Genomic DNA, 20,791 nt, shown 5'->3' with positions numbered 1-20,791 from the left:
CGCCTTGCGAAAGGTCAGGCAGATTTTCGAAGCGGTTGTTTCTTCGGTTGCGGTCTCGCCGCGCGGCCAATGGCGGCGATCGCCTCCATCTCGTCGACGAGGCCGGACCGATCGATATCGACTTTCATGGCCTCGCCGAGCAGACGGGCCGCCTTCCTGAATTGCGGCTCTGCAATCAATCGGTTCACCGCCGCGGCAATTTCCGCTTCGGAGGCGGTTGGAGGCAATTGAAGCCCTGCCCCCTTCGCCTCGACGCGCGCGGCGTTGGCAGCCTGGTCCCGCCCCATTGGCAGGATGAGCTGCGGCAGTCCGTTGATGAGTGAACGCGTGGTCGTTCCGTGGCCGCCTTGCGAGATCACCACGGAAACATCCTTCATGACGAGGTCATGGGGAGCGCCGCGGACCAAATGCACATTGTTCGGAGCCCTGAGATCGGCGACGTCGACATTGGGACCGGCTGTTGCAAGGGCATCGATCTCGACCGCCTCCATCGCGGTGATAATGCGCTGAAACAGCTCACGCTGACCTTGCGCGCCCGTACTGCATGCGATCAGCCCGCGAGGACGACCCGACTGAGCCGACCATGGCGCTCGCCACGCCTCCGTCTGCCGAGATTTGGACCAATTCGGTACATCGAGCAGCGGTCCGACGTAGCGGAAATTGTCGGGCAGCGAGTCAGCTTGAAAGTCGAACGTTCGACTGGTCGCGAGCAAAAGCCGGTTGGCCCGATCGAACAGATCGTAGACATCTGCGAGAGGCGGAAGACCCAGATCGGCACGCGCGCGGTTGAGACTTGGCAGAAACACATTGAGTGTTTCGGTAAGCCTGGCATTGGCGGCGTCGACTTCGGCGCGCTCTTCCGGCGTTTTCGGTTGCCTCAACCCGCTGGTGGCCGGCGGCATTCCCGGCAGGGGCCGAATGCTGACATGAGGGGACAGCAGAGCGAAAGGCACGCCTGACGCCTCCGCCCCGAGCGCAGCACCAAACAGCACGTCAAGCACGAGAACGGCATCCGTCGGCATACGGCCGATCTCATCCCGTACATCGGCCGCATAGAGCGCCGCAGGATCAAAGACGGCCTGGCGTAGAAAGTCTTTCACATCCGAGACGTCCACCGGATCCGCAGCCTTTCCGGTCGGGGCGCGGCGCCATGCGACAAATGCAAAGCCGGAGGCCTCGACTTCAGAGCGCATCGCCGGATCCGCCATCACCCGGATATGATGTCCATTCCGGTGCAATCTCCGCGCCGCAGTCAGCAGCGGGCTCAAATTCCCGAGGGTCCCCCACGACGCCAGCAGAAAATGATAAGACATCGGAGAACCTCTTTCGCCACAGGGATGAATTCGCTGGTGCAATCCATCCTGGGCGCAGGCTTCCGGACGGACGCTTGGCCGCGCCTGTGTCCGCGCGGGCCACGCCAAGAATGGCGGGGCGCGCGCTACCGAACGATGTCTCCTCAGAGTGAGATGGTTACAGCTGTAGGGAGAGGAAGGCCGCTTAAGGGCGCATCGGGTGGGGGCAAACGTAGTCCATCAGTTCAGAACGCGAATTTGTCCGCTAAGGGCCAGGACCGGAAGTGGGCCGACGTGCGCTTGCGATAGTGCTTAGCCACTCGTTTCGGTTGCCCGCCCCTTCTTCAGTGCAATAATTCAGGGCGTCCAGCACGAGGCAGGAACCGCAGTCAGTCGCCGCCCCCGCTCCAATTGACAGTCAATCCGACCGCTGAGTTTTCCTCCGGGCTCGCGAGCCAATACCCGTTTGCCTGGACGAGCTTGAGGAAGCGTCGCGCTTGCTCTTCCGGCAAAGAGCCGGCAGCTGAACTCGATATCTCCTGCAGAAACCGCGCCATCTTTGTTGTTGTCACGCATATGATCGGAGCAGCCAGTTGCGACGAGTTTCTCCAAGCGTGCTTGGCACCGTCTCGCACATCGAAGACATCGCCCGGTCCAAGCTCCTCCCAGCGGTCTCCGTGAAGAGCATTTATGCTCCCGAACACCACGTAAAACGTCTCTCGATCGGCGTGACTATGCATCGGCACCACCGCGCCCGCGGGCAGGGTACATCGGATGAGACAGTAGTCTCCTGCATTATCGGAAACCTCAGTGAGATACTCGTTCATCGGACGCAAGTGTTGCTGCGGGGAAAACACTTCTTGAGCATTGATTGCGCTCGTCGAGCGACGATCATTCGGATTGAGATTGTCAGGCATCGCCAGAGACCTCTTACATGATGCTGCAGGCAAGACACTTGCAGATGACGCTCGGCTTGTTGACCGCAGCAGTTTGACACCATCGCCACCAGAGCGCCGTCAGATCGGCACAAGGATTGCTGTGCTGGTCCAATCACTCTCTCGAGCGGTTGACATCTAGAACAATGAGGAATGAACGTGGAGTGGCTGGCGCTCCCTTTCCGATGCGGTGACGCGCACTCCTTCAACGAACAGGAGCGCGTCATTTCCCAGCAACGGCTGGGAACACATTTTTGTGTGCCGCTGTTGCGGCATTCAGACTTGTGCGCACTTGCGGTAAAGAGGTCGCCTCATTCCTTGGTTGCGAAAGGGAAAGCGAGATGCCCTACGCGCATTTCTCCCGAATGTTCCGCCTTCGATTTGGGTGCAGCCCAAGCGTAGCCTCGGCCGCGCATGTCCGAGCTGGTTCAAATTGAGAAGACATCGGTGCGAGCAAGTGTTTTCCGGCTAGCCCTCGAACGCAGAGATTTCAACTGACGGTCGGCATGTCTCAGAAGAACCCAGGAACGGTCACCAGTTTGAGCGGGCATTCAGTCAAAGCGATGTTGGCGCCAGTCCGGGTTGAGCGCAGGTTGGCGGCGATAGTGGCTGCTGACGTGGCTGGCTATTCGCGGCTGATGCACGAGAATGAAGAGGCGACCTACGCCAAGGTGACGGCGCTCCTCGCGGACGCTGTCGCACCGGCAGTCGCCGAACACGGCGGCCGCATCGTGAAGAACATCGGCGACGGCTTCTTGGCGGAGTTTCCGAGCGCTGTCGAAGCCGTCCGAACTGCGGTGCAGTTTCAGACCCGCATCGGGGAACTGACAATCGATGACGCGGAAGACAGGCGTATTGCTTTCCGTGTGGGTGTCAACATCGGTGACGTCATCGTTGAGCCTCATGACATCTTTGGAGACGGCGTTAACATCGCTGCGCGGCTTGAGGGCATCGCTGAGCCCGGCGGTATCTGCATCTCGTCCGCCGCCTACGATCAAATCCGAGACAAGGTCGAGGTTGAGTTTGCCGATCTTGGCGAGCAGAACCTCAAAAACATCGACCGTCCAGTGCGAGCCTACGCTGTGCTCCAGGAAGGACCTAACCCGCCGGTACAAGCCGACCGCGCGAGACCGGCCGTGCTTCCAGCGCCACGACTTTCGATCGTCGTCCTGCCTTTCATGAACCTCGGGGGCGATACCGAGCAGGATTATTTTGTCGACGGTGTGACTGAGAACCTCACGACGGACCTGTCGCGCATCAGTGGCGCATTTGTAATCGGCCGACACACCGCATTCACCTATAAGAACAAAGTGATTGATCTCAAACAGATCGGTCGCGAGTTGAATGTTCGCTATCTGCTCGAGGGCTCCGTGCAGCGTGGCGGCAATCGGCTTCGAGTAAATGTGCAGCTGATTGACGCGGAAACCGGGTCGCATCTATGGGCCGAACGCTTCGACAAGCCTGTCACCGACCTTTTCGATACGCAGGACGAAATCGTAGCAAGGCTCGCCAATGCGCTGGACGCCCAGCTTATCGCGGTTGAGGCGCGCCGAGCGGAACGTTCGCGGCATCCCGATGCGATGGACTTCTATTTCCGAGGCGTGGCCTTGTGGAACAAGGGGATCACGTCCGAATCGATGGCACAAGCCCGCAGCTTTTTTGAACGAGCCTTGGCGCTCGATCCCGGAAATATCGGAGCGATGGTCGGTGTGGGGTTGGTGGATGCGTCCATCGGAGCGATCTTCCTGGCCGACGACCGGGCCGCGCATCTCGCGGCAGCCGAGACGACGTTGACAAAGGCGCTGTCTCTCGCGCCGAACCACGCCTTGGCCCACATGATATTAGGGGTAGTCCAGATTTTTACGAATCGTGCGATTCAAGGCATCGCCGAATGCGAGCGAGCGTTGGCGTTGGATCGAAATCTGGCTAACGCGCACGCGGCCATCGGTTTCGCCATGAATTCTCTCGGTCGCGGCGCAGAGACTGAGGCCCATGTCAACGAAGCGCTCCGCCTCTCTCCTCGCGACATCTCCGCCTTCCGGTGGCTGCAGATGGTCGGCTTCGCCAAAGTGCAGCTCAATGCCGACGCCGAAGCAGTAACTTGGTTCCGTCGAAGTCTCGAGGCCAACCGAAATTATCCGATCACGCATTTTGGATTCGCCGCCGTCCTGGCGCTGCTCGGCTCGCTGGATGAGGCTCGGGCCGCTGCGAAGGCAGGACTTGCGCTTGATCCAAGCTTTACCATCCGCCGGTTTCGCCTCGGCGCAGCGAGTGATAATCCCACCCACCTCGCCGGACGCGAACGCGTCTATGAAGGTATGCGTTTGGCCGAGGTACCGGAGGGATGATGTCTGGTATGGGTCCAAGCCGAAATCAGCATCGAGCAACGCCACGTCCGCGAAGGGCCACAAGCCGACATTGCATACTGCGCCGTTGATGGGAATTGGAATGAGACCAGTATTTCCCGGCAACCGCAGCACTCATGGGGGGAGACCCATGATGGAGCAAGCTCGCATGACCCTTTCGAGGTGTTCCGGCCTGTAAAATCGAGCGAGCTTTGGAACGAGTGTGGAGACGCGGAGAGCCGGCCTCGCTTCCACCAGGCGTGCACCGATCATCCGGGCTTCCTCGACCCTTCCAGACATTGCGTGGCATGCCGCCAGAATGAATTGTGCGTTGAGATAGTTGGGCCGGTGCAGCACAGCCGACTTGGCCCATGATGCCCCGTCCTCGTATCGATCCGTCAGGAAATGCGCAAACGCTATGCCGGTCTGCGTCAGAAAAAGAAACGGATCCATCGGGCTTAGACGCCCCCCGGCGTGGAACTGCTTAAGCGCCGCCTCTATGTCGCCGCGCCGTATGTGTTCCCAGCCGATGGTATACCGTGCGACAGCCAGGTTCGGGTTAAGTTCATACGCTCGGGAGACGAGGGCCACGCCATCGTCCATCTCATATAATACGGCGCCAATTGCCTGCCCGGCTCTCACGAGTACGGTTGGATCATCCTTATCGAGCTCGATCGCACGCCTCGCCAACCGTCGGGTGTCGTTCAGTTCCTGATCAGCGTCGATGGTCCAGCCGAAGATCTTTCGTTGCAGATAGCAATAAGCACCAAGCGCGTATGCTGAGGCCAATCCGGGATCGATCTCGACCGCAAGACGGATCAGTCTGAGGGCTTCAATGTTTTGTTCGCGCGTGAATTCATAGAAGCTCGAGAGTGCACGCAGATAGTAGTCGTAGGCCTGAAGATTTTCGGTTGGCTTGCGTTTTGCGCGCTCTATCTCGGCGCGCTCCAATTGAGGAAAGAGTGCGCTAATCACGCTACTCGTCACTTGGTCCTGCAGATCGAAGATATCTTTGAGCTGGCTGTCGAACCGGTCCGCCCAGAGATGAGCACCCGTCGTGGCCTCGATCAACTGCCCGGCAATGCGAACCCGATCGCCGGATTTGCGCACACTGCCTTCGAGCACATACCGAACGCCCAGCTCGCGCCCGACCTGCCTGATGTCGATAGCCTTGCCTTTGTAGGTAAAAGTGGACTGTCGCGCGATGACGAACAACGATTTGGACCTTGAAAGGCCAGTGATGATGTCCTCGACCATGCCGTCGGCGAAATACTCCTGCTCCGGATCGGAGCTCAGGTTGGTGAATGGCAGAACGGCCAGCGACGGTTTGTCGGGAAGTGGGAGGGCGGGTTTAGCCGTCTCCCTCTGGATTTCCGTGACCGCCACAGTGGGGGCGCCGTCAGCCTCCTGCACCATACCGATAAAGCGATAGCCCTTCCTTGGCAGCGTCTTGATCAACCGCTGTTTCTCCCCGGAATCGCCAATTGCGGACCGAGCGGCATTCAGGCGGGTCGTCAGCGCGGCATCCGACACGCACCGCCCCTTCCAGATGGCTATGATGAGCTCATCCTTGCAAACCACGCGCTCGCGGTTGCGGATGAGGTAGTCCAGAAAGTCAAAGGTCTGTGGCGCCAGGGCGACGACGTTTGTGTCGCGGTACAGCTCGCGGCGGCCGGAATCCAGTTGGTAGTCTTCGAAGAGATAGCGCAAGACGCGAAATCCCTTGGACGGTCTCCGGTCAGGCCCGGCAACACCTTGGAAAATAAAGAATAAGCTGTCCGTAAGGAAAATGTAAGCAGCAGATCAAGCGCGCTGGGGCGGATTTTGGCAGCATGCCAGGGTGGAAACAAGGTGCCCGAGGATGCTGCGATGAGCATGATTTATCAGACAACGGGCTTGGTCCAGACGACAGACTCTCAGCGACGCAATGTCAGCGTTTTCGAGAATTGCTGGAACGCTTTTCAGGAGTGGCGGAAATGGGAGCGGCTGCGGCGCGATCTTTGCAGCCTAAGTGATCAGGAACTGAAGGATATCGGGATTACGTATGGCGAGATCGACTACGTGGCCTCGAACCGAAATACTGACCCGCGAGGCATCCGATCGGTCGGATGATGTCGGCCTCCGGCAGCGGTGGAAGGTCCGTCGGAAATTGGTCGACGCGAGCCGCTTAGCGGCCCAGATACCGGCTCGCGCTCAGAGTCAAAAGCCGACACCGCGCCAACGCCCCAACACGCCAGCTTGGGATCACAAGCCGAAATCAGCATCGAGCAACGCCACGCCTGCGACGGGCCACAAGCGGAAGTAGTCAGCTACCCAACAGCCGTGTATGCTGGTTGTTTTTCGCTTTGGAGAATTGCCATGACCGCCAATACTCCTGAACAGCTGCCGCCGCACATCCAATTGATCCAAATGGGAGCGGCGATTACCTCAAGAACCGTTTGCGTCGCTGCAAAGTTGGGACTAGCCGATCAGCTCGCATCTGGGCCGAAGAGCGCTTTGGAACTAGCTGGTCCGATGCAGGTGCATGCACCATCACTGCATCGATTGATGCGCACTCTGGCGAGCCTGGGCATCTTGACAGAGCAATCGGCGCAGCGATTTGCATTGACTAGCTTAGGCGAGGCTCTGAAGACCGGTGCGCCGGGCTCGGCAAGATCGTCCCTACTTGTTTTCGGGAGTGCCTGGCAGCGTGGTGCTTGGGATAATATGGAATACTCTGTTCAAACGGGCAAACCAGGCTTTGACAAAGCGCATGGTGTGCCATTCTTCGAATATCTCGCACATCATCCAGAACAAGCATCGCTGTTTAGCGAGACAATGATCGGCCTCCACAATCAGGAACCTCCTGCCGTCGCAGCTGCATATGGATTTGCGGCTTTCAAGACCATCGTTGACGTTGGCGGTGCGACCGGCAACATGTTGGCCACTGTGCTTTCCCGTCATGAGGGACCGCGCGGCATCCTGTTCGATCGTCCGCATGTCGTGACTGACGCGCCGGCATTGCTAACTGCCAGGGGTGTAAGCGACCGGGTGACAATAGTGTCTGGTGATTTCTTTCAGAGCGTGCCTGCCGGGGCGGACGCTTACATTCTTTCGCACGTCATTCACGACTGGGACGAGGACCAGTGTCTCACGATCCTTGGCCACGTCCGCAAGGCAATGAACCCCGCCGGACGGCTGCTTGTCGTCGAAATGGTTCTTCCGTCCGGCGATGCAGCACATCAGGGAAAGATGCTCGATTTGGCGATGCTAGTGCTATTGGGCGGGCAGGAAAGAACGGAGTCCGAGTATGCGTCACTTCTTGACAAAGCCCGTTTTGGCCTTGCCCGGGTCGTACCCACCAATTCAGCTGCAAGCATCCTCGAAGCAGTGGCGGCTTGAGCGAGAGAAGTTTGACCGACGTCCGCTGTGGGTCAAAGGCCGACACCGCGCCAACGCCCCAGCACGCCGGCTTGGGGTCACAATCCGAAATCAGCATCGAGCAACGCCGCGCCTGCGAAGGGCCAAGAGCGGTCGTTGCACACCAGCCCATGAACAAGAGAGGTCGCCTCGCGAACGACCTCTCCTTCGTGTCCGGCAATGTATGCTTGTTGCGATCAGCTTTTTTGAACCGCGGCCGCGGCTTTGCGTATCACGTCGATCACCACATTTGGCTGGGAGAGCATCGGCACGTCGCTGCTCACCACCTCGGTGACGGTCGCTCCCATGCGCTTCGACACCCAGCGTTGCAGATCCGGATGCACAGTATGGTCTTGCGTGGCCAGAATGTACCAGCTCGGCTTCGACCTCCACGCGATCTTGTCGGCGCTGAGCTTCTGTTGCTGGAACAGATTGTAGACGGGCGCATAATGGGTGGCCCAAACCAGCTTCTGGTCTTCCGCGGAGAGGTCTCCTGCGAAGAACTCGGTGCCGCTCGGAAGCATCCAGGCACGCCCATCGGCGACCTCGACGCGTGAGAAGATATCCGACGGATACTTGTCGAGCTGGTCCTGCACGGTCTCGCCGGCATCGGGCGCGACCGCTGCAATGTAGACGAGACCGACCACGCGTTCATCGGTGCCCGCGCCCGTGATGGTGGCGCCGCCATACGAATGGCCGACGAGAAGGACCGGGCTGCCAACACGATTGAGTGTGCGCTTCACCGTCGCCAGGTCCTCCTCGTAGGAGTCCAGGCCATATTGAACGGCGATCACTTCGTACCCGTCGGCCTGCAATGCTGGAATGACTTTGCTGAAACAGGAGCCATCGGCCCAAATGCCGTGACAGAAAACGATCGTTGGCTTGGTTTGCGCAGACATACTGCTTTTCCTTTTTTGCACGAACTTCAGCGATGGAGGGCATTGGAAGACTAACTCGGTTGCCGGGGCCCCCATTGCGAAAGTCAGACTATTCGTTCATAAATGGCCGATTAGCCGTCTTTCGTTCGGTTCTTTCGCGATCAAAAGTCCTGAATGACAACGATTCTAGAAAGAACGGCCGGCCTGCTGGCCTTTGTGCGGACGGTTGACGCGGGTTCTTTCGCCGGCGCCGCGCGATCGATCGGCGCCAGTCCCTCAGCGGTATCGAAAAGCGTTTCGCGCCTCGAACAACGCCTCGGTGTGCGCTTGCTGCAGCGCTCGACACGCACACTCAGCCCAACGTCCGAAGGCGCCGCTTACTACGAGCACGTCGCTCCCCATCTGCGCGCGATAGAGGAAGCCGACGACATCGTGCAGGTTCCAGGAAACGTCCGTGGCCTGCTTCGGGTCACTGTGCCGAGTACATTTGGGCGCCCGTTGATTTCCGCATGGGCGGGCTCGTTCCTGGAGCGCTATCCGGACATCAAGCTGGATCTCAGCGTCACGGATCGCCGTGTCGATCTCATCCGCGAGGGTTTCGACCTCGCTGTCAGAATTGGCGAATTGGAAGACACAAACCTGATCGGCCGCTCGTTAGGTGTCCTGCAATATGTTCTGGGTGCATCGCCGGAATACCTTCAGCGGCGAGGAATCCCGCAGTCGATCGACGATCTCACGCAGCATGCCTGCCTTCGCCATCTGCTTGGCGGCCGGCCGCAAGCATTTACTTTTGCGGACGGCACACGGGTCATCCCCAATGGCCCCTTCGATAGCGACGATGCTCAGTCGTTGATTGAGGCGGTCATAAAAGGCGTTGGCATCACGCAGTTCATGCGCATCGCTATCGAGGACGAGCTTGCCGCCGGGCGATTGAATGTCGTGCTGCCGGGCATACCGATGTTCACCACACCGGTCTACGTCCTGCACGCATTCGGACGACAACTCCCCCTGCGAGCCCGCCTGTTCATCGATTTTCTTGTCGACGCCTTGGGCGTGTCGCGCAATCTGTCACTCTGAACTTTAGGAACTGGCCAGAAACGGGTCCGATGCGCGAGCAGGGATTTCCGCCTGATCCTCTCGGCCAGTGACATCTAAAGCGCGGGCAAGCCGGGCGGCGGCTTGCGCATGTTGGAGGCCTGCTCATAGGCGTAGGCCAGACGCAGCAGCTTGTGCTCGCTCCAGGCACGGCCTGCGAAGGTAACGCCGAGCGGATAGTCAGGCGTGTCCTTGTCGTCTGCTCCCGAAATGAAACCGCCCGGCACCATGACGCTGGGATATCCCGCCTTCGCTGATATCACGCAGCCTGCGGCGTCGGGAAACAGCACCGCGTCGAGCTTGTGCTGGTTCATGTAGGCGTCCATGCCGCGCGTCTTGGCGGAGAGCAGGTCCATGGCCCGCGCCGATTTGTACTCGCGCTCGCTGAGATCGCCTCTGGTCATGTTGGCGGCGAGGAACAGGTCCTGGCCGAACTGCAGCGCCTTCTCCGCATGAGCCTCGTTGAAGGCCACGATGTCGGCCATGGTCTTCATCTCTGTGTTCGTCGCCCAATCCCTGAGGTAGAGATTGAGGTCGCGCTTCAGCTCGTAGAGGAAGACGATCGGCGGCGTCGCCAGATTACCCTTGTTGCGACTCAGGGGATTGCGGTTGAGCACACTCATGCTCGTACCAGGGCCGCCGATCCAGCCGAGTGTCGGCATGTTGGCGCGCACGATGATCGCGCCCAGATCCTCCAGCACCTTGATCGCGTCAGCCATCACCTTGGCCGACCTGGGCGGCAGCTTGCCGTAGTAGCGATCGTTCAGCGGATCGGCCGGGTCGCTCGGCACGCCGATGCGCGCACCTTTCATCGCGTCGGTTGCGAGGTCGGCGGTGTAGTCGGCCGGCCGCCGCTGCCGCTCGGTCGCGGGGTCGAGTGGGTCTTCGGCTGCCAGCACGTTCAACAGCATCGCCGCGTCGCGCACCGTGCGCGTCATCGGCCCTGCAGTGTCCTGGCTGTGCGAGATCGGCAGGATGCCGGCGCAGCTGACCAGCCCAACGGTCGGCTTCACGGTGACGAGGCCGTTTTGGCTTGCGGGATACAGCAGCGAGCCCGACGTCTCGGTGCCGATCGAGGCCGCGCACAGGCCGGCCGCTACGGCGACGGCCGAGCCCGCGCTCGATCCGCCCGGCGGCACGACCGGGATGCCGCGATCATCCATCAGCGCCGGCGCGTAAGGGTTCTTCACCTGACCGCCTAGCGACGAATAGCCCGCGGGCATGTCGGCCGCGAGAATGTTGGCGAACTCCGTCAGGTTCGCCTTGCCCAGGATCACCGCACCGGCCTTTCGCAGCAGCTTGACGATTGTCGCGTCTCTCCTGGCGCGCGCGCCCTCCAGCGCCAGCGAGCCCGCCGTCGTCGGCTGCTTGTCGCCGGTCGCGATGTTGTCCTTCATGAGGATCGGGATGCCCGCCAACGGCCGCTTGGCCGATGGTTTTGTGCCGTCGAGCTTGCCCGCGATCCCAAGCGCGTCGGGATTGAGCGCGCGCACGGAGTTGAGCGCGGGCCCGTTGCGGTCATAGGCTTCGATGCGCGCGAGGTAAGCTTTGGTCAGCGCCGTGGCAGTGACCTGCCCGCTGGCCAGCGCATGAGCGATATCGCTCATCGGCGCATTGTCGAGCTTCAGGGTGATCGGTGCTTCAGCGCTGACGACAGCCGCGGCGATACCGGCATCGCGGCGGGATGGCTTCTTCATGGCGTGCCTCGCCTGACGGCGCGTCCCGAACCATGACGCCGCGATGATCGTATATTGCCGGTGTTTTGCCCGACGGGTCAACCGCATCGCATGGCTCAGCAAGCCATCGAGCGGACCGTGCAAGCCATTGAAATATCTAACCCCGGCTACTGTGCATGGGGTTGTTTTTCAGGTTCTTGTTTTGGGTTGCCCAAAAAGATTGACCTCTCCCTCGATGGGGAGAGGTCAACGTTGCAGCAGGTTCGACTTGATCGAACGGCCCCTACTCCCAGGACCAGGTCGAAAAATCGTTCTCGTATTGTGGGACGTCCTTCCAGACGCCCTTGAGCTTCTTGTTGGTGATGGTGATGAGCTGCGGCTGGTACAGGAAGCCCGCGACCGCGTCGGTGGCCAGCATGCGCTGGGCATCGCCGAGCAGCTTGGCGCGGCCGGCCTCGTCCGGCGTCGACACGATCTGCTTGTAGAGCGCGTTGAAGGCCTCGTTGTTGTAGCCGAGATAGTAGTCCGGCTCGGTGATCTTGACGAGGTCGAACGGCTCGACATGGCTGACGATGGTGAGGTCGAAATTATGCGGGCCGTTGCCGGCGAACACCTGCGACAGCCACTGCGCCCATTCGACATTCTCGATCTTGGCGATGATACCGACCTTGGCGAGCTGCGCCGCGAGGATCTCGCCGCCCTGCCGCGCATAGGACGGCGGCGGCAGCTTCAGCGACAGCTCGAGCGGAGTGGTGACGCCGGCTTCCGCCAGCAGCTTCTTGGCCTTCTCGGGATCGTAGGGGTTGATGCCGGTGGTGTCGACGAAGCCGAGCGCGCCGGGCACGTAGAAGCTGCCGATCGGCGTGCCGAAACCGTCAGCTGCGCCGTCGATCATCGCCTTGCGGTCGATCGCGGCGAGGATGGCACGGCGCACGCGGACGTCGCCCAGCGGCTTCTTGCGCTCGTTGATGCCGACGATGGTCTTGGCACGGGAGCCGCCGACCATGACGTTGAAGCGCGGATCGGCCTTGAACTGTCCGATGGCGCGCGCTGCCGCAACGCGCGGGAACGCATCGACGTCGCCAGAGAGCAGCGCCGCGGTCTGCGCGGCCGGGTCGGAGATGAAGCGGATCGTCACCTTCGACAGCTTGATCGCGGCGGCGTTGCGATAGTCGGCCCATTTGTTCAGAGTGAGCGAGGATCCCTTGGCCCAGGCCCCTAACTGATAGGGCCCGGTCCCGACCGGCTGTGTGCCGTTGGTGGCTGCGCTCTTCGGCTCGACGATCGAGCCGCTCGCCTGCCCGAGCAGGAACGGCAGGTTCGGCTCGGAATATTTCACCGAGATCACGACCGTGTCGGCGTCGGGCGCGTCGACCTTCTCGAAAGCCTGGAACAGGCTCTTGTCCTTGTTGGTGCTGGTCGCGATCGCGTTGCGCTCGAACGAGAACTTCACCGCCGCGGAATCGAACGGCTCGCCGTTCTGGAATTTGACGCCCTTGCGCAGCTTGAACGTGTAGGTCTTCAGGTCGGGCGAGGCGGTCCAGCTCTCCGCCAGCAAGGGCGAGACGGAGCCGTCCTCGTTGATCTTGGTCAGCGTCTCATAGATGTTGTAGAGCGTCACTTCGGCGATCGCCGCCGCGGCGGCGATGGTGGGATCGAGCCCCGGCGGCTCCAGCGCCATCGCCATGACGACGCTGTCCTTCTTGCTCTGCGCCAGCACCGGCAGCGGTGCTGCGACAAGCGCGGCGGCAAATGCGACGATCGACAATTTCCTGAACATGCGTAACTCCCCGGCCTTCTCTTGTCTCAGCCTACGCCAATTCCATGGGAGACACTAACCTTCCATGGCCGCGTGCGGCAATGCCATCACCGCCTCCGCCTTGTGGCAGGCGGCGAGATGGGCTTCTCCGACCTTGCGTAGCAAGGGCGGAACCTCGCGGCAATGCTGGTCGGCCAGCGGACAGCGCGCGACATAGGGGCATCCGGCAGCAGTCACCGATTGCGAGGCGATCGCCTGGGCCCCGCGCCGTCGCCGGCCCCCGCCGGCGCGCGCCCGCGGCACTGCATCCAATAGCGCCCGCGTATAGGGATGGGCACAGCGCTCGAACAGGTCCTCCGGCCTGCCCTGCTCGACGATCCGGCCGAGATACATCACCGCGACCTCGTCGCAGAGATAGTCGACCACGGCGAGGTCGTGGCTGATCAGGATGTAGCTCAGGCCGAACTGCTCCTGGAGGTCCTGCATCAAATTGAGCACCTGCGCCTGCACCGAAACGTCGAGCGCGGAAACCGGCTCGTCGGCGACGATCAGCTTCGGCTGGGTGATCAGCGCGCGCGCGATCGCGATGCGCTGGCGCTGGCCGCCGGAAAATTCGTGCGGATATTTGTCCATGTCGGCATCGCGCAGGCCGACCTGCCGCAGCACCGCGGAGACGCGGGCGCGGAACGTGGTGCGGTCGGCATCTTCCAGCACGGTGAGCGGCTCGGCGACGATGCGCGCGATGGTCTGGCGCGGATCGAGCGATCCGTAAGGATCCTGGAACACCATCTGGAAATCGCGGCGCGCGCGGCGCAGCTCGTCGGCCGAGATGCGGTTGAGATCGCGCCCGAGCAGCGCGACCTGCCCCGACGTCGGCCGCTCCAGCGCCATCACCACCCGCGCGAAGGTCGACTTGCCCGAACCGGACTCGCCGACGACGCCGAGACTCTTGCCGGCATCGACCCGCACGCTGACGCCGTTGAGCGCGCGCACCTGGCCCGGCGGACGGAACAGGCTTTCGCGCGGCAGCGTGTAGCGCTGCTCGAGATTCTTGACGTCGAGAAGCGGCGCTGCGGTCATGCGGGCAGCGCTCCGACATTCGCGGCCATGGAGACATCGGTGCGCACACAGCGCACGCCGTGACCGGGACCGACTTCGATCATCGGCGGCAGCGCCACGCGGCACCTGTCCTCGACCAGCGGACAGCGGTCGCCGAACGTGCAGCCGGCAGGCAAGTCCGCAAGTTCGGGCACCGTGCCCGAGATCGTCGTCAGCCGCGTCCCCTTGCGCGCGCCGAGCTTCGGCCGGGCGCGGAACAGGCCTTGCGTATAGGGATGGCCCATGCGGCGGAATACCTCGTCGGTCGGCCCGCTCTCGACGACCGTGCCGCCATACATCACCATCATGCGCTGCACGTTCTCGGCGATGACGCCGAGATCGTGCGAGATCAGGATCATCGACATGCCGCGCTCCTCGACGAGATCGGCGATGAGGTCGAGGATCTGGCCCTGGATGGTGACGTCGAGCGCCGTGGTCGGCTCGTCCGCGATCAGGAGGTCGGGCTCGCAGGCCAGCGCCATCGCGATGGTGACGCGCTGGCGCTGACCGCCGGAGAACTGATGCGGATAGGCGTCGATCCGCTTTGCGGGATCGGGCAGCCCGACGCGGTCGAGCAAGGCGATCGCTTCACGCCGCGCCTGCGCCGCCGAATACTTCTTGTGACGCCGCAGCGGCTCGGCAACCTGATGGCCGATCGTGTGCATCGGGTTGAGCGCTGTCATCGGCTCCTGGAAGATCATGCTGATGCGGTTGCCGCGCAGCTTGCAATAATCCGCATCCGACAGACCGGCGAGCTCGCTGCCATCAAGCTTGATGCTGCCGGTCACGACAGCACTGTCCGGCAAGAGGCCCATCAGCGACAGCGCCGTCACCGACTTGCCGCAGCCGGATTCGCCGACGAGACCCAGTGTCTCGCCGCGCTTGAGGGTGAAGCTGACGCCGCGCACGGCCTGCGCCGGTCCGCGGCTGGTGTTGAGGCGAACGCCGAGATTAGCGACCTCGATCAGCGGCAGGGTTGAGCGCTCCCCCATCGTCATCGCTCCCGCGCCAGTCGCGGATCGAGCAGATCGCGCAGTCCGTCGCCGAGCAGATTGAGCCCGAGCACCGCGATGGCGATCGCCGCGCCCGGATAGACCGCGAGCATCGGCGACTGGAACAGCAGCGTCTGCGCATCGTTCAGCATGCGGCCCCAGGACGGTTGCGGCGGCTGCGTGCCGAGGCCGAGATAGGACAGCGCGGCTTCGGCCAGGATCGCGAGCGCGAACTGGATCGTGACCTGCACGATCAGGATCGACAGGATGTTGGGCAGCACATGCTCGATGGTGATGCGGAATTTGCCCTTCCCCGAGGCGCGCGCGGCCAGCACGAATTCGCGCGCCCAGATCGCGTTGGCGGAGCCGCGCGTCAGCCGGGTCAGCGTCGGGATCTGGAAGATTCCGATCGCGATGATCGAGGTCACCATGCCCGGCCCGACGACGGCGGCGAGCATGATCGCGGAGAGCACCGCCGGAAACGCGAAGGTGAAATCGGAGAAGCGCATGATGATCTCTTCGGTCCAGCCGCGCTTGGCCGACGCGACCAGGCCGAGGCAGACGCCGAAGGTGAGACCGATGCTCACGGCGATGATGCCGACCAGAATGGTCGAGCGCGCGCCTGCGAGCAGCAGCGAGACGATGTCGCGGCCGAAGGAATCGGTGCCGAGCCAGTGCGCCGCCGACGGCGGCCGGAGCTTCGAGGCGATGTCGATCTCATAGGGCGACCACGGCGTCCACACCAGCGACAGCAGCGCCGAGGCGAGCACCAGAAGGCTCAGCGCTCCGCCCAGCACAAAGCTGCGGTGACGCAGCGCGCGGGCCCAGAAGGTGCGGGCCGGCAGCGGACGCGTTGCGATCGGGGCGTCGACCGAAGTGGCCAGGGGCGCGCTCACAAATCGTGGACCTTGATGCGGGGATCGATGAAGGCGTAGAGCACATCGACCACGAAATTCACGATGACGACCATGGCCGCAAGCAGCATCACGCAATTGCGCACCACGATCAGGTCGCGGTTGGCGATCGACTGGAAGATCAGGCGGCCGAGGCCCGGCAGGTAGAACACGTTCTCGATCACGATGGTGCCGGCGAGCAGATTGGCGAATTGCAGCCCCATCACCGTCATCACGGGGATCATGGCGTTGCGCAGCACGTGGCTCCACAGCACCTCGCGCTTGCCGAGACCCTTCGCGCGCGCCGTGCGGACGAAATCTTCGCGCAGCACTTCGAGCACGGCCGAGCGCGTGACGCGCGCGAGGATCGCGGCCTGCACCACGGCGAGCGAGATCGCCGGCAACAGCAGCGACTTGATGCCGAGCCAGATGCCATCCTCCCAGCCGGGAAAGCCGCCCGCCGAGAGCCATTGCAGCCGCACCGAGAACAGCAGGACCAGCAGGATCGCGAACCAGAAATTCGGCAGCGCGATGCCCACTTGCGTCAACGACATCACGCCGACGTCGCCGAGCTTGTTGTGGTTGGCCGCGGTGTAGATGCCGGCCGAGAGCGCCAGCGTCACCGTGATCAGCATCGACATGATCGCGAGCGGAACGGTCAGCACCAGCCGCTCCGCGATCAGGCTCGCGACCGGCGTGCCATAGACATAGCTGTTGCCGAGCTCGCCGACGAGGAGGCCCTTGATCCATTGCAAATAGCGAACCGCCAGCGGCTGGTCGAGCCCAAGCTTGACGGTGAGCGCGCGCACCGCGTCGGCCGAGGCATCGGCGCCCATCAGCATCTGCGCCGCGTTGCCCGGAAGAGCGTCCAACACCAGGAAAATGATCACGGATGCGCCGACCAGCGTCGCCAGCAAGGTCAACAGACGTCGAAGAAAGAATACGCTCATGCGCGCTCGGCTTCAGGGCTCATCCGCCGCACGATCAACATGTCCGGGCGCCGGAGGCAAGTCCTTTGCGGCATGTGCCTCACCTCAGCCGGGCCGGCGGGACAGAAGATCGTGCGAGGCCTCGAACAGCGCGCTCACCCGCAGCAGTTCGGCATCGGCACGAAAGCGCCCGACGAGCTGAAGCCCGATCGGCAGGCCGTCGCCGCCGAAGCCGCTGGGAAGACTGATCGCGGGGTGTCCGGTCATGTTGAACGGCATGGTCCAGGGGAACCAGTGCGGCCGGACGCTGTCGAAGTGCTTGCCGTCGATCTCGATGGTGCCGAACAGGTCCTGGTCGATCGGCAGCGCGGTGCGGGTAAGGGTCGGCATCGCCAAAAGATGCCCGCGCGCAAGCAGGGATTGCACGCGGCGGAACAGCGCGGTGCGCGCGAACATCGCCTCCTGATAGGCGACGCCGCTGACATTGGTCGCGAGCGCGACCTGCTTGACGAAGGCTTCGCTAAGGACGTCGCCATGCTCGGCCACCAGCTTGGCGAAACGCGTGCGCCAGACGGTGTGGTTGATGGCGCGCCAGATCGGCTCGATGTCAAACCCCTCGCCGGAGAACTCCTCGAGCTCGGCACCGAGACCGGCCAGCCGGTCGAGGCTCGCCTTGAAGCTGGCCGCGACATCTGACGACACCGGGCGGCCGGGCGGCGACGCACAGAACAGGATCCTTTGCCCGCGCAGATCGCCGCGCGGCAAGGCGGTGCCAATGAAATCGGGCACGGGCACGCCGATCGACCAGGGATCGCAGGAGTCCTCGCCGGCCATCGCCTGCATCATCAGCGCGGTGTCGGCGACCGTGCGCGTGGTCGGCGTGACATAGGTCTGGTTGCCGAAGGCGTCGAGCGCCTGGCTGTGCGCGATCACGCCGTTGCTCTGCTTCAGCCCGACCACGCCATTGCAGGCTGCGGGAATTCGCGTCGATCCGCCGCCATCGGTCGCAATCGCAAGGGGCGCGATGCCGCTCGCCACCGCCACCGCAGCGCCGCCGCTGGAGCCGCCGGAGGAGCGCTCAGCGCTCCACGCGTTGCGGGTGCGGCCGAACAGCGGCGAGTCGGTCAGGCATTTGCTGCCGAATTCCGGCGTGGTCGTTTTGCCGATCAGAATCGCGCCTTCCGCGCGCAGCTTTGCGACTGCGACGGCGTCCTCGGTGGGCACATTGTCCTTGTAGGGAACGGCGCCAAAGGTGGTCCTCACACCCTTGGTGTTGACGATGTCCTTGACGGTGACCGGAAGCCCATGCAGCAGGCCGAGCGGCTCGCCGGCCATCACCTTGCGCTCAGCCGCACGCGCCTGCGCCATCGCCTCGTCGCCGCAGAGCGTGATGAAACAGTTCAGCTCGGGCTGAAGCGCCTCGGCGCGCGCGAGCACGGCGCGGGTGACTTCGACAGGCGAAATCTTCTTCGTGGAAATGAGGCCGCGCAACTCGGTTGCGGACAGCAGGCAGGGATCGCCGTTCATCGTCAAATCATCGCTCCGAAGCCGGCCCTCGTTGGCCCAAGCATTGACAAGGCATTGACAGCGAGAATGACACTTCTGTTAACTCAGCGTCCAATACCATTTTAGTGGTCAACCCATACGTTTTCGGTATGCCAATGGATCTTCACCGGCTTCGCTATTTCGTCGCCGTGGCCGAGGCGCGCAGCGTCGGCAAGGCCGCCGAACGGCTGCGGATGGCGCAGCCGCCGCTGTCGGTCCAGATTCGCAAGTTGGAGGCCGAGGTTGGCGCGCCGCTGTTCCGCCGCGGCACGCGCGGCATGGACCTGACCGAAGCGGGCCAGGCCCTGCTGGTGCGCGCCGGCGAGGCGCTGGCGCTTGCGGCCGACGGGGTCGAAGCCGCGCGGGCGGTCGCGGCCGGGAGCCGCGGGCGGATTTCGGTCGGATACATGTTCGTGCTGGCGAACGCCATGCTGCCGCGCCTGATCCCCGAGCTGCGGCGATCCATTCCCGGCGTCGACCTCGACTTCGCCGAGCTCAGCGCCTCGACGCGCGAGGCGCGGCTGCTCGACCGCAGCGTCACCGTCGCGCTGTGCATGCCGGCGATCCACCATCCCGAGATCCAGGTGGCGCGGATTGGCGCACAACCGTTCATGCTGGCGATGCCGAAGCGCTCGCCGCTTGCGCGCCTGAGCGCAGTGCCGATGGCGCGACTCCAGGGCCGCCCGCTGATCGCGCTGCCGCCGCCGGAGCAAGACCCCGCCTCCTCCGCGGTCGCAGCCCTGCTGCGGCGGCATCAGATCGTGATGCCGATCGCGAGCCGGGTGGAGACGGTGCATTCGGCGATGAGCCTCGTTCTCGCCGGCGAGGGGCTTGCGATCCTGCCGGCCTGCGCGAAGCTCGGCGCGCCGCAGGGCATCGTGTTCAGGCCGCTGCGGGATGCCGCCGACTCCATCGATATCGCCGCGTGCTGGCGGCGGGATTCGCAGAGCCCACTGATCCGCACCTTCCTCAAATGCGCCGAGAAGGTCGTGGCACGGCTGTGATGCGCAGCCGCGCTAGACGCTCCACGTGACTTCATGGCTCCACGGCGGATTGGCACCTGGGCGGGTACAGGTCATGCCGGCACATTTGGCGGCAAAGGACAGCGCGCGGCGAAGCTCGTCCGCGCCGATGTCTTTCAGTTGCTGCCGGCTGATGCGGCCCTGCTTGTGCAGGGCGAACAGGAGCGCAGCCTGAAAACTGTCGCCGGCGCCGATGGTGTCGGCGATCTCGACCTTCGGCGCCTGAACTTCGATCTGCCCTGCTCCCGCGTGCCAGGCAATGGCCCCGTTGTTGCCGCGGGTGATGACGACGAGGCTCGTGCCCTGCCCCAGCAACGCGTTCGCACGTTGCTGATATGGCTCCTCGCCGAAGAGATACGCGAAATCGACATCCGACATCTTGATGAGATCGGCTTGGCCTGCGAACTCGGCCATGCGCGCGAGATAGGCCGGCTTGTTCTTGACCAGATTGGGGCGGCAGTTCGGATCGAACGAGATCGTCGACGACGCGCGCGCGTCCACGATGATCGCCCTGGTCTCGGCCGCGCCCTGGTCGTTCACCAGCGTGGTCGAGCCGACATGGACGGCCTCGATATTCGCGAACGGAATTGTGCCACGCCGGTAGGTCCAGTTCCGTGTCGCGGTTTCGGCATCGTAGAACGCATAGTGCGACTCGCCCGCGACGATGCGCACGAAGGCGAGCGTGGTCTGGCGGTCGCTGCGGGTGGCCAGCCCCAGCTCGACGTTCGACGCCGTCGCATGATCTGCGATCATTCGTCCGAACATGTCGGTCGAGACGCCGCCGACAAATCCTGTCGGCGCGCCCAGCCGCGCCATGCCGATCGCGACGTTGAGGCAGGAGCCGCCGACCGCAGGCATCACCGCCTCTCGCCCCTCCGCGCTTCGCGTCGGCACGAAATCGATCAGCGCATCGCCGCAGGAAATCAGCATCCG

At 63.0% G+C, this 20,791-nt stretch carries 17 protein-coding genes; 5 read left to right on the top strand and 12 right to left on the bottom strand.

Annotated elements, in window-relative coordinates; all coding sequences use genetic code 11:
* Positions 1-14: 14 nt before the first annotated feature.
* Positions 15-1,193 (bottom strand): glycosyltransferase, encoded by a 1,179-nt coding sequence (locus ABIA90_RS01720; protein WP_354117057.1) that lies wholly within the window; start codon positions 1,191-1,193, stop codon positions 15-17.
* Between the two features lie 488 nt (positions 1,194-1,681).
* The gene (locus ABIA90_RS01715; protein ID WP_354117056.1) at positions 1,682-2,209 is read right to left on the bottom strand and encodes a cupin domain-containing protein; all 528 of its coding nucleotides are present in this window, start codon (positions 2,207-2,209) and stop codon (positions 1,682-1,684) included.
* Between the two features lie 581 nt (positions 2,210-2,790).
* Here ABIA90_RS01715 and ABIA90_RS01710 point away from each other — a divergent pair.
* Positions 2,791-4,575: an adenylate/guanylate cyclase domain-containing protein gene (locus tag ABIA90_RS01710; protein ID WP_247309116.1), complete on the top strand. Its 1,785-nt coding sequence runs from the start codon at positions 2,791-2,793 to the stop codon at positions 4,573-4,575.
* A 132-nt stretch (positions 4,576-4,707) separates the two neighbouring features.
* On the opposite strand, the gene ABIA90_RS01705 is transcribed toward ABIA90_RS01710, so the two are convergent.
* Entirely contained in the window at positions 4,708-6,282 is a 1,575-nt protein-coding gene (locus tag ABIA90_RS01705) for a winged helix-turn-helix domain-containing protein (RefSeq protein WP_354117055.1), read from the bottom strand.
* A gap of 159 nt (positions 6,283-6,441) precedes the next feature.
* On the opposite strand from ABIA90_RS01705, the gene ABIA90_RS01700 reads away from it, so the two are divergent.
* On the top strand, positions 6,442-6,684 hold the full coding sequence (locus ABIA90_RS01700; protein ID WP_354117054.1) for a DUF1127 domain-containing protein: 243 nt from the start codon (positions 6,442-6,444) through the stop codon (positions 6,682-6,684).
* A gap of 246 nt (positions 6,685-6,930) precedes the next feature.
* Positions 6,931-7,953, top strand: coding sequence for a methyltransferase (locus ABIA90_RS01695; protein ID WP_354117053.1), 1,023 nt, complete (start codon positions 6,931-6,933; stop codon positions 7,951-7,953).
* Between the two features lie 215 nt (positions 7,954-8,168).
* Here the strand turns inward: ABIA90_RS01695 and ABIA90_RS01690 are convergent, their stop codons facing one another.
* On the bottom strand, positions 8,169-8,870 hold the full coding sequence (locus ABIA90_RS01690) for an alpha/beta hydrolase (protein ID WP_354117052.1): 702 nt from the start codon (positions 8,868-8,870) through the stop codon (positions 8,169-8,171).
* Between the two features lie 153 nt (positions 8,871-9,023).
* On the opposite strand from ABIA90_RS01690, the gene ABIA90_RS01685 reads away from it, so the two are divergent.
* Positions 9,024-9,926, top strand: coding sequence for a LysR family transcriptional regulator (locus ABIA90_RS01685; RefSeq protein ID WP_354117051.1), 903 nt, complete (start codon positions 9,024-9,026; stop codon positions 9,924-9,926).
* Between the two features lie 74 nt (positions 9,927-10,000).
* Here ABIA90_RS01685 and ABIA90_RS01680 read toward each other — a convergent pair whose 3' ends face one another.
* The 7 genes from ABIA90_RS01680 to ABIA90_RS01650 form a co-directional block, all read right to left on the bottom strand.
* On the bottom strand, positions 10,001-11,641 hold the full coding sequence (locus ABIA90_RS01680; RefSeq protein ID WP_354117050.1) for an amidase family protein: 1,641 nt from the start codon (positions 11,639-11,641) through the stop codon (positions 10,001-10,003).
* A gap of 262 nt (positions 11,642-11,903) precedes the next feature.
* Entirely contained in the window at positions 11,904-13,400 is a 1,497-nt protein-coding gene (locus ABIA90_RS01675) for an ABC transporter substrate-binding protein (protein ID WP_354117049.1), read from the bottom strand.
* 54 nt (positions 13,401-13,454) lie between these two features.
* A complete protein-coding gene (locus tag ABIA90_RS01670; protein WP_166351601.1) occupies positions 13,455-14,459 on the bottom strand; it encodes an ABC transporter ATP-binding protein in 1,005 nt (334 codons plus the stop codon).
* Positions 14,456-15,469, bottom strand: coding sequence for an ABC transporter ATP-binding protein (locus tag ABIA90_RS01665; RefSeq protein ID WP_354117048.1), 1,014 nt, complete (start codon positions 15,467-15,469; stop codon positions 14,456-14,458). The genes ABIA90_RS01670 and ABIA90_RS01665 overlap by 4 nt, the downstream gene beginning before the upstream one ends.
* Before the next feature lie 2 nt (positions 15,470-15,471).
* Positions 15,472-16,365, bottom strand: coding sequence for an ABC transporter permease (locus ABIA90_RS01660; RefSeq protein ID WP_354117047.1), 894 nt, complete (start codon positions 16,363-16,365; stop codon positions 15,472-15,474).
* Positions 16,362-17,312: an ABC transporter permease gene (locus ABIA90_RS01655; RefSeq protein ID WP_354117046.1), complete on the bottom strand. Its 951-nt coding sequence runs from the start codon at positions 17,310-17,312 to the stop codon at positions 16,362-16,364. Before ABIA90_RS01655 ends, ABIA90_RS01660 begins: the two co-directional genes overlap by 4 nt.
* A gap of 84 nt (positions 17,313-17,396) precedes the next feature.
* Positions 17,397-18,818 (bottom strand): amidase, encoded by a 1,422-nt coding sequence (locus ABIA90_RS01650; RefSeq protein WP_354117045.1) that lies wholly within the window; start codon positions 18,816-18,818, stop codon positions 17,397-17,399.
* A 134-nt stretch (positions 18,819-18,952) separates the two neighbouring features.
* Here ABIA90_RS01650 and ABIA90_RS01645 point away from each other — a divergent pair, with 134 nt between their 5' ends.
* Complete coding sequence (locus ABIA90_RS01645; RefSeq protein ID WP_354117044.1) at positions 18,953-19,840, top strand: LysR family transcriptional regulator; 888 nt, start codon at positions 18,953-18,955, stop codon at positions 19,838-19,840.
* Between the two features lie 12 nt (positions 19,841-19,852).
* On the opposite strand, the gene ABIA90_RS01640 is transcribed toward ABIA90_RS01645, so the two are convergent.
* The gene (locus tag ABIA90_RS01640) at positions 19,853-20,788 is read right to left on the bottom strand and encodes a carbohydrate kinase family protein (RefSeq protein ID WP_354117043.1); all 936 of its coding nucleotides are present in this window, start codon (positions 20,786-20,788) and stop codon (positions 19,853-19,855) included.
* Positions 20,789-20,791 lie beyond the last annotated feature (3 nt).

It is taken from the genome of Bradyrhizobium sp. LA6.8 (genome assembly GCF_040547935.1).
Lineage (GTDB): Bacteria > Pseudomonadota > Alphaproteobacteria > Rhizobiales > Xanthobacteraceae > Bradyrhizobium > Bradyrhizobium barranii.
This window is presented reverse-complemented; position numbering and strand designations above follow the sequence as displayed.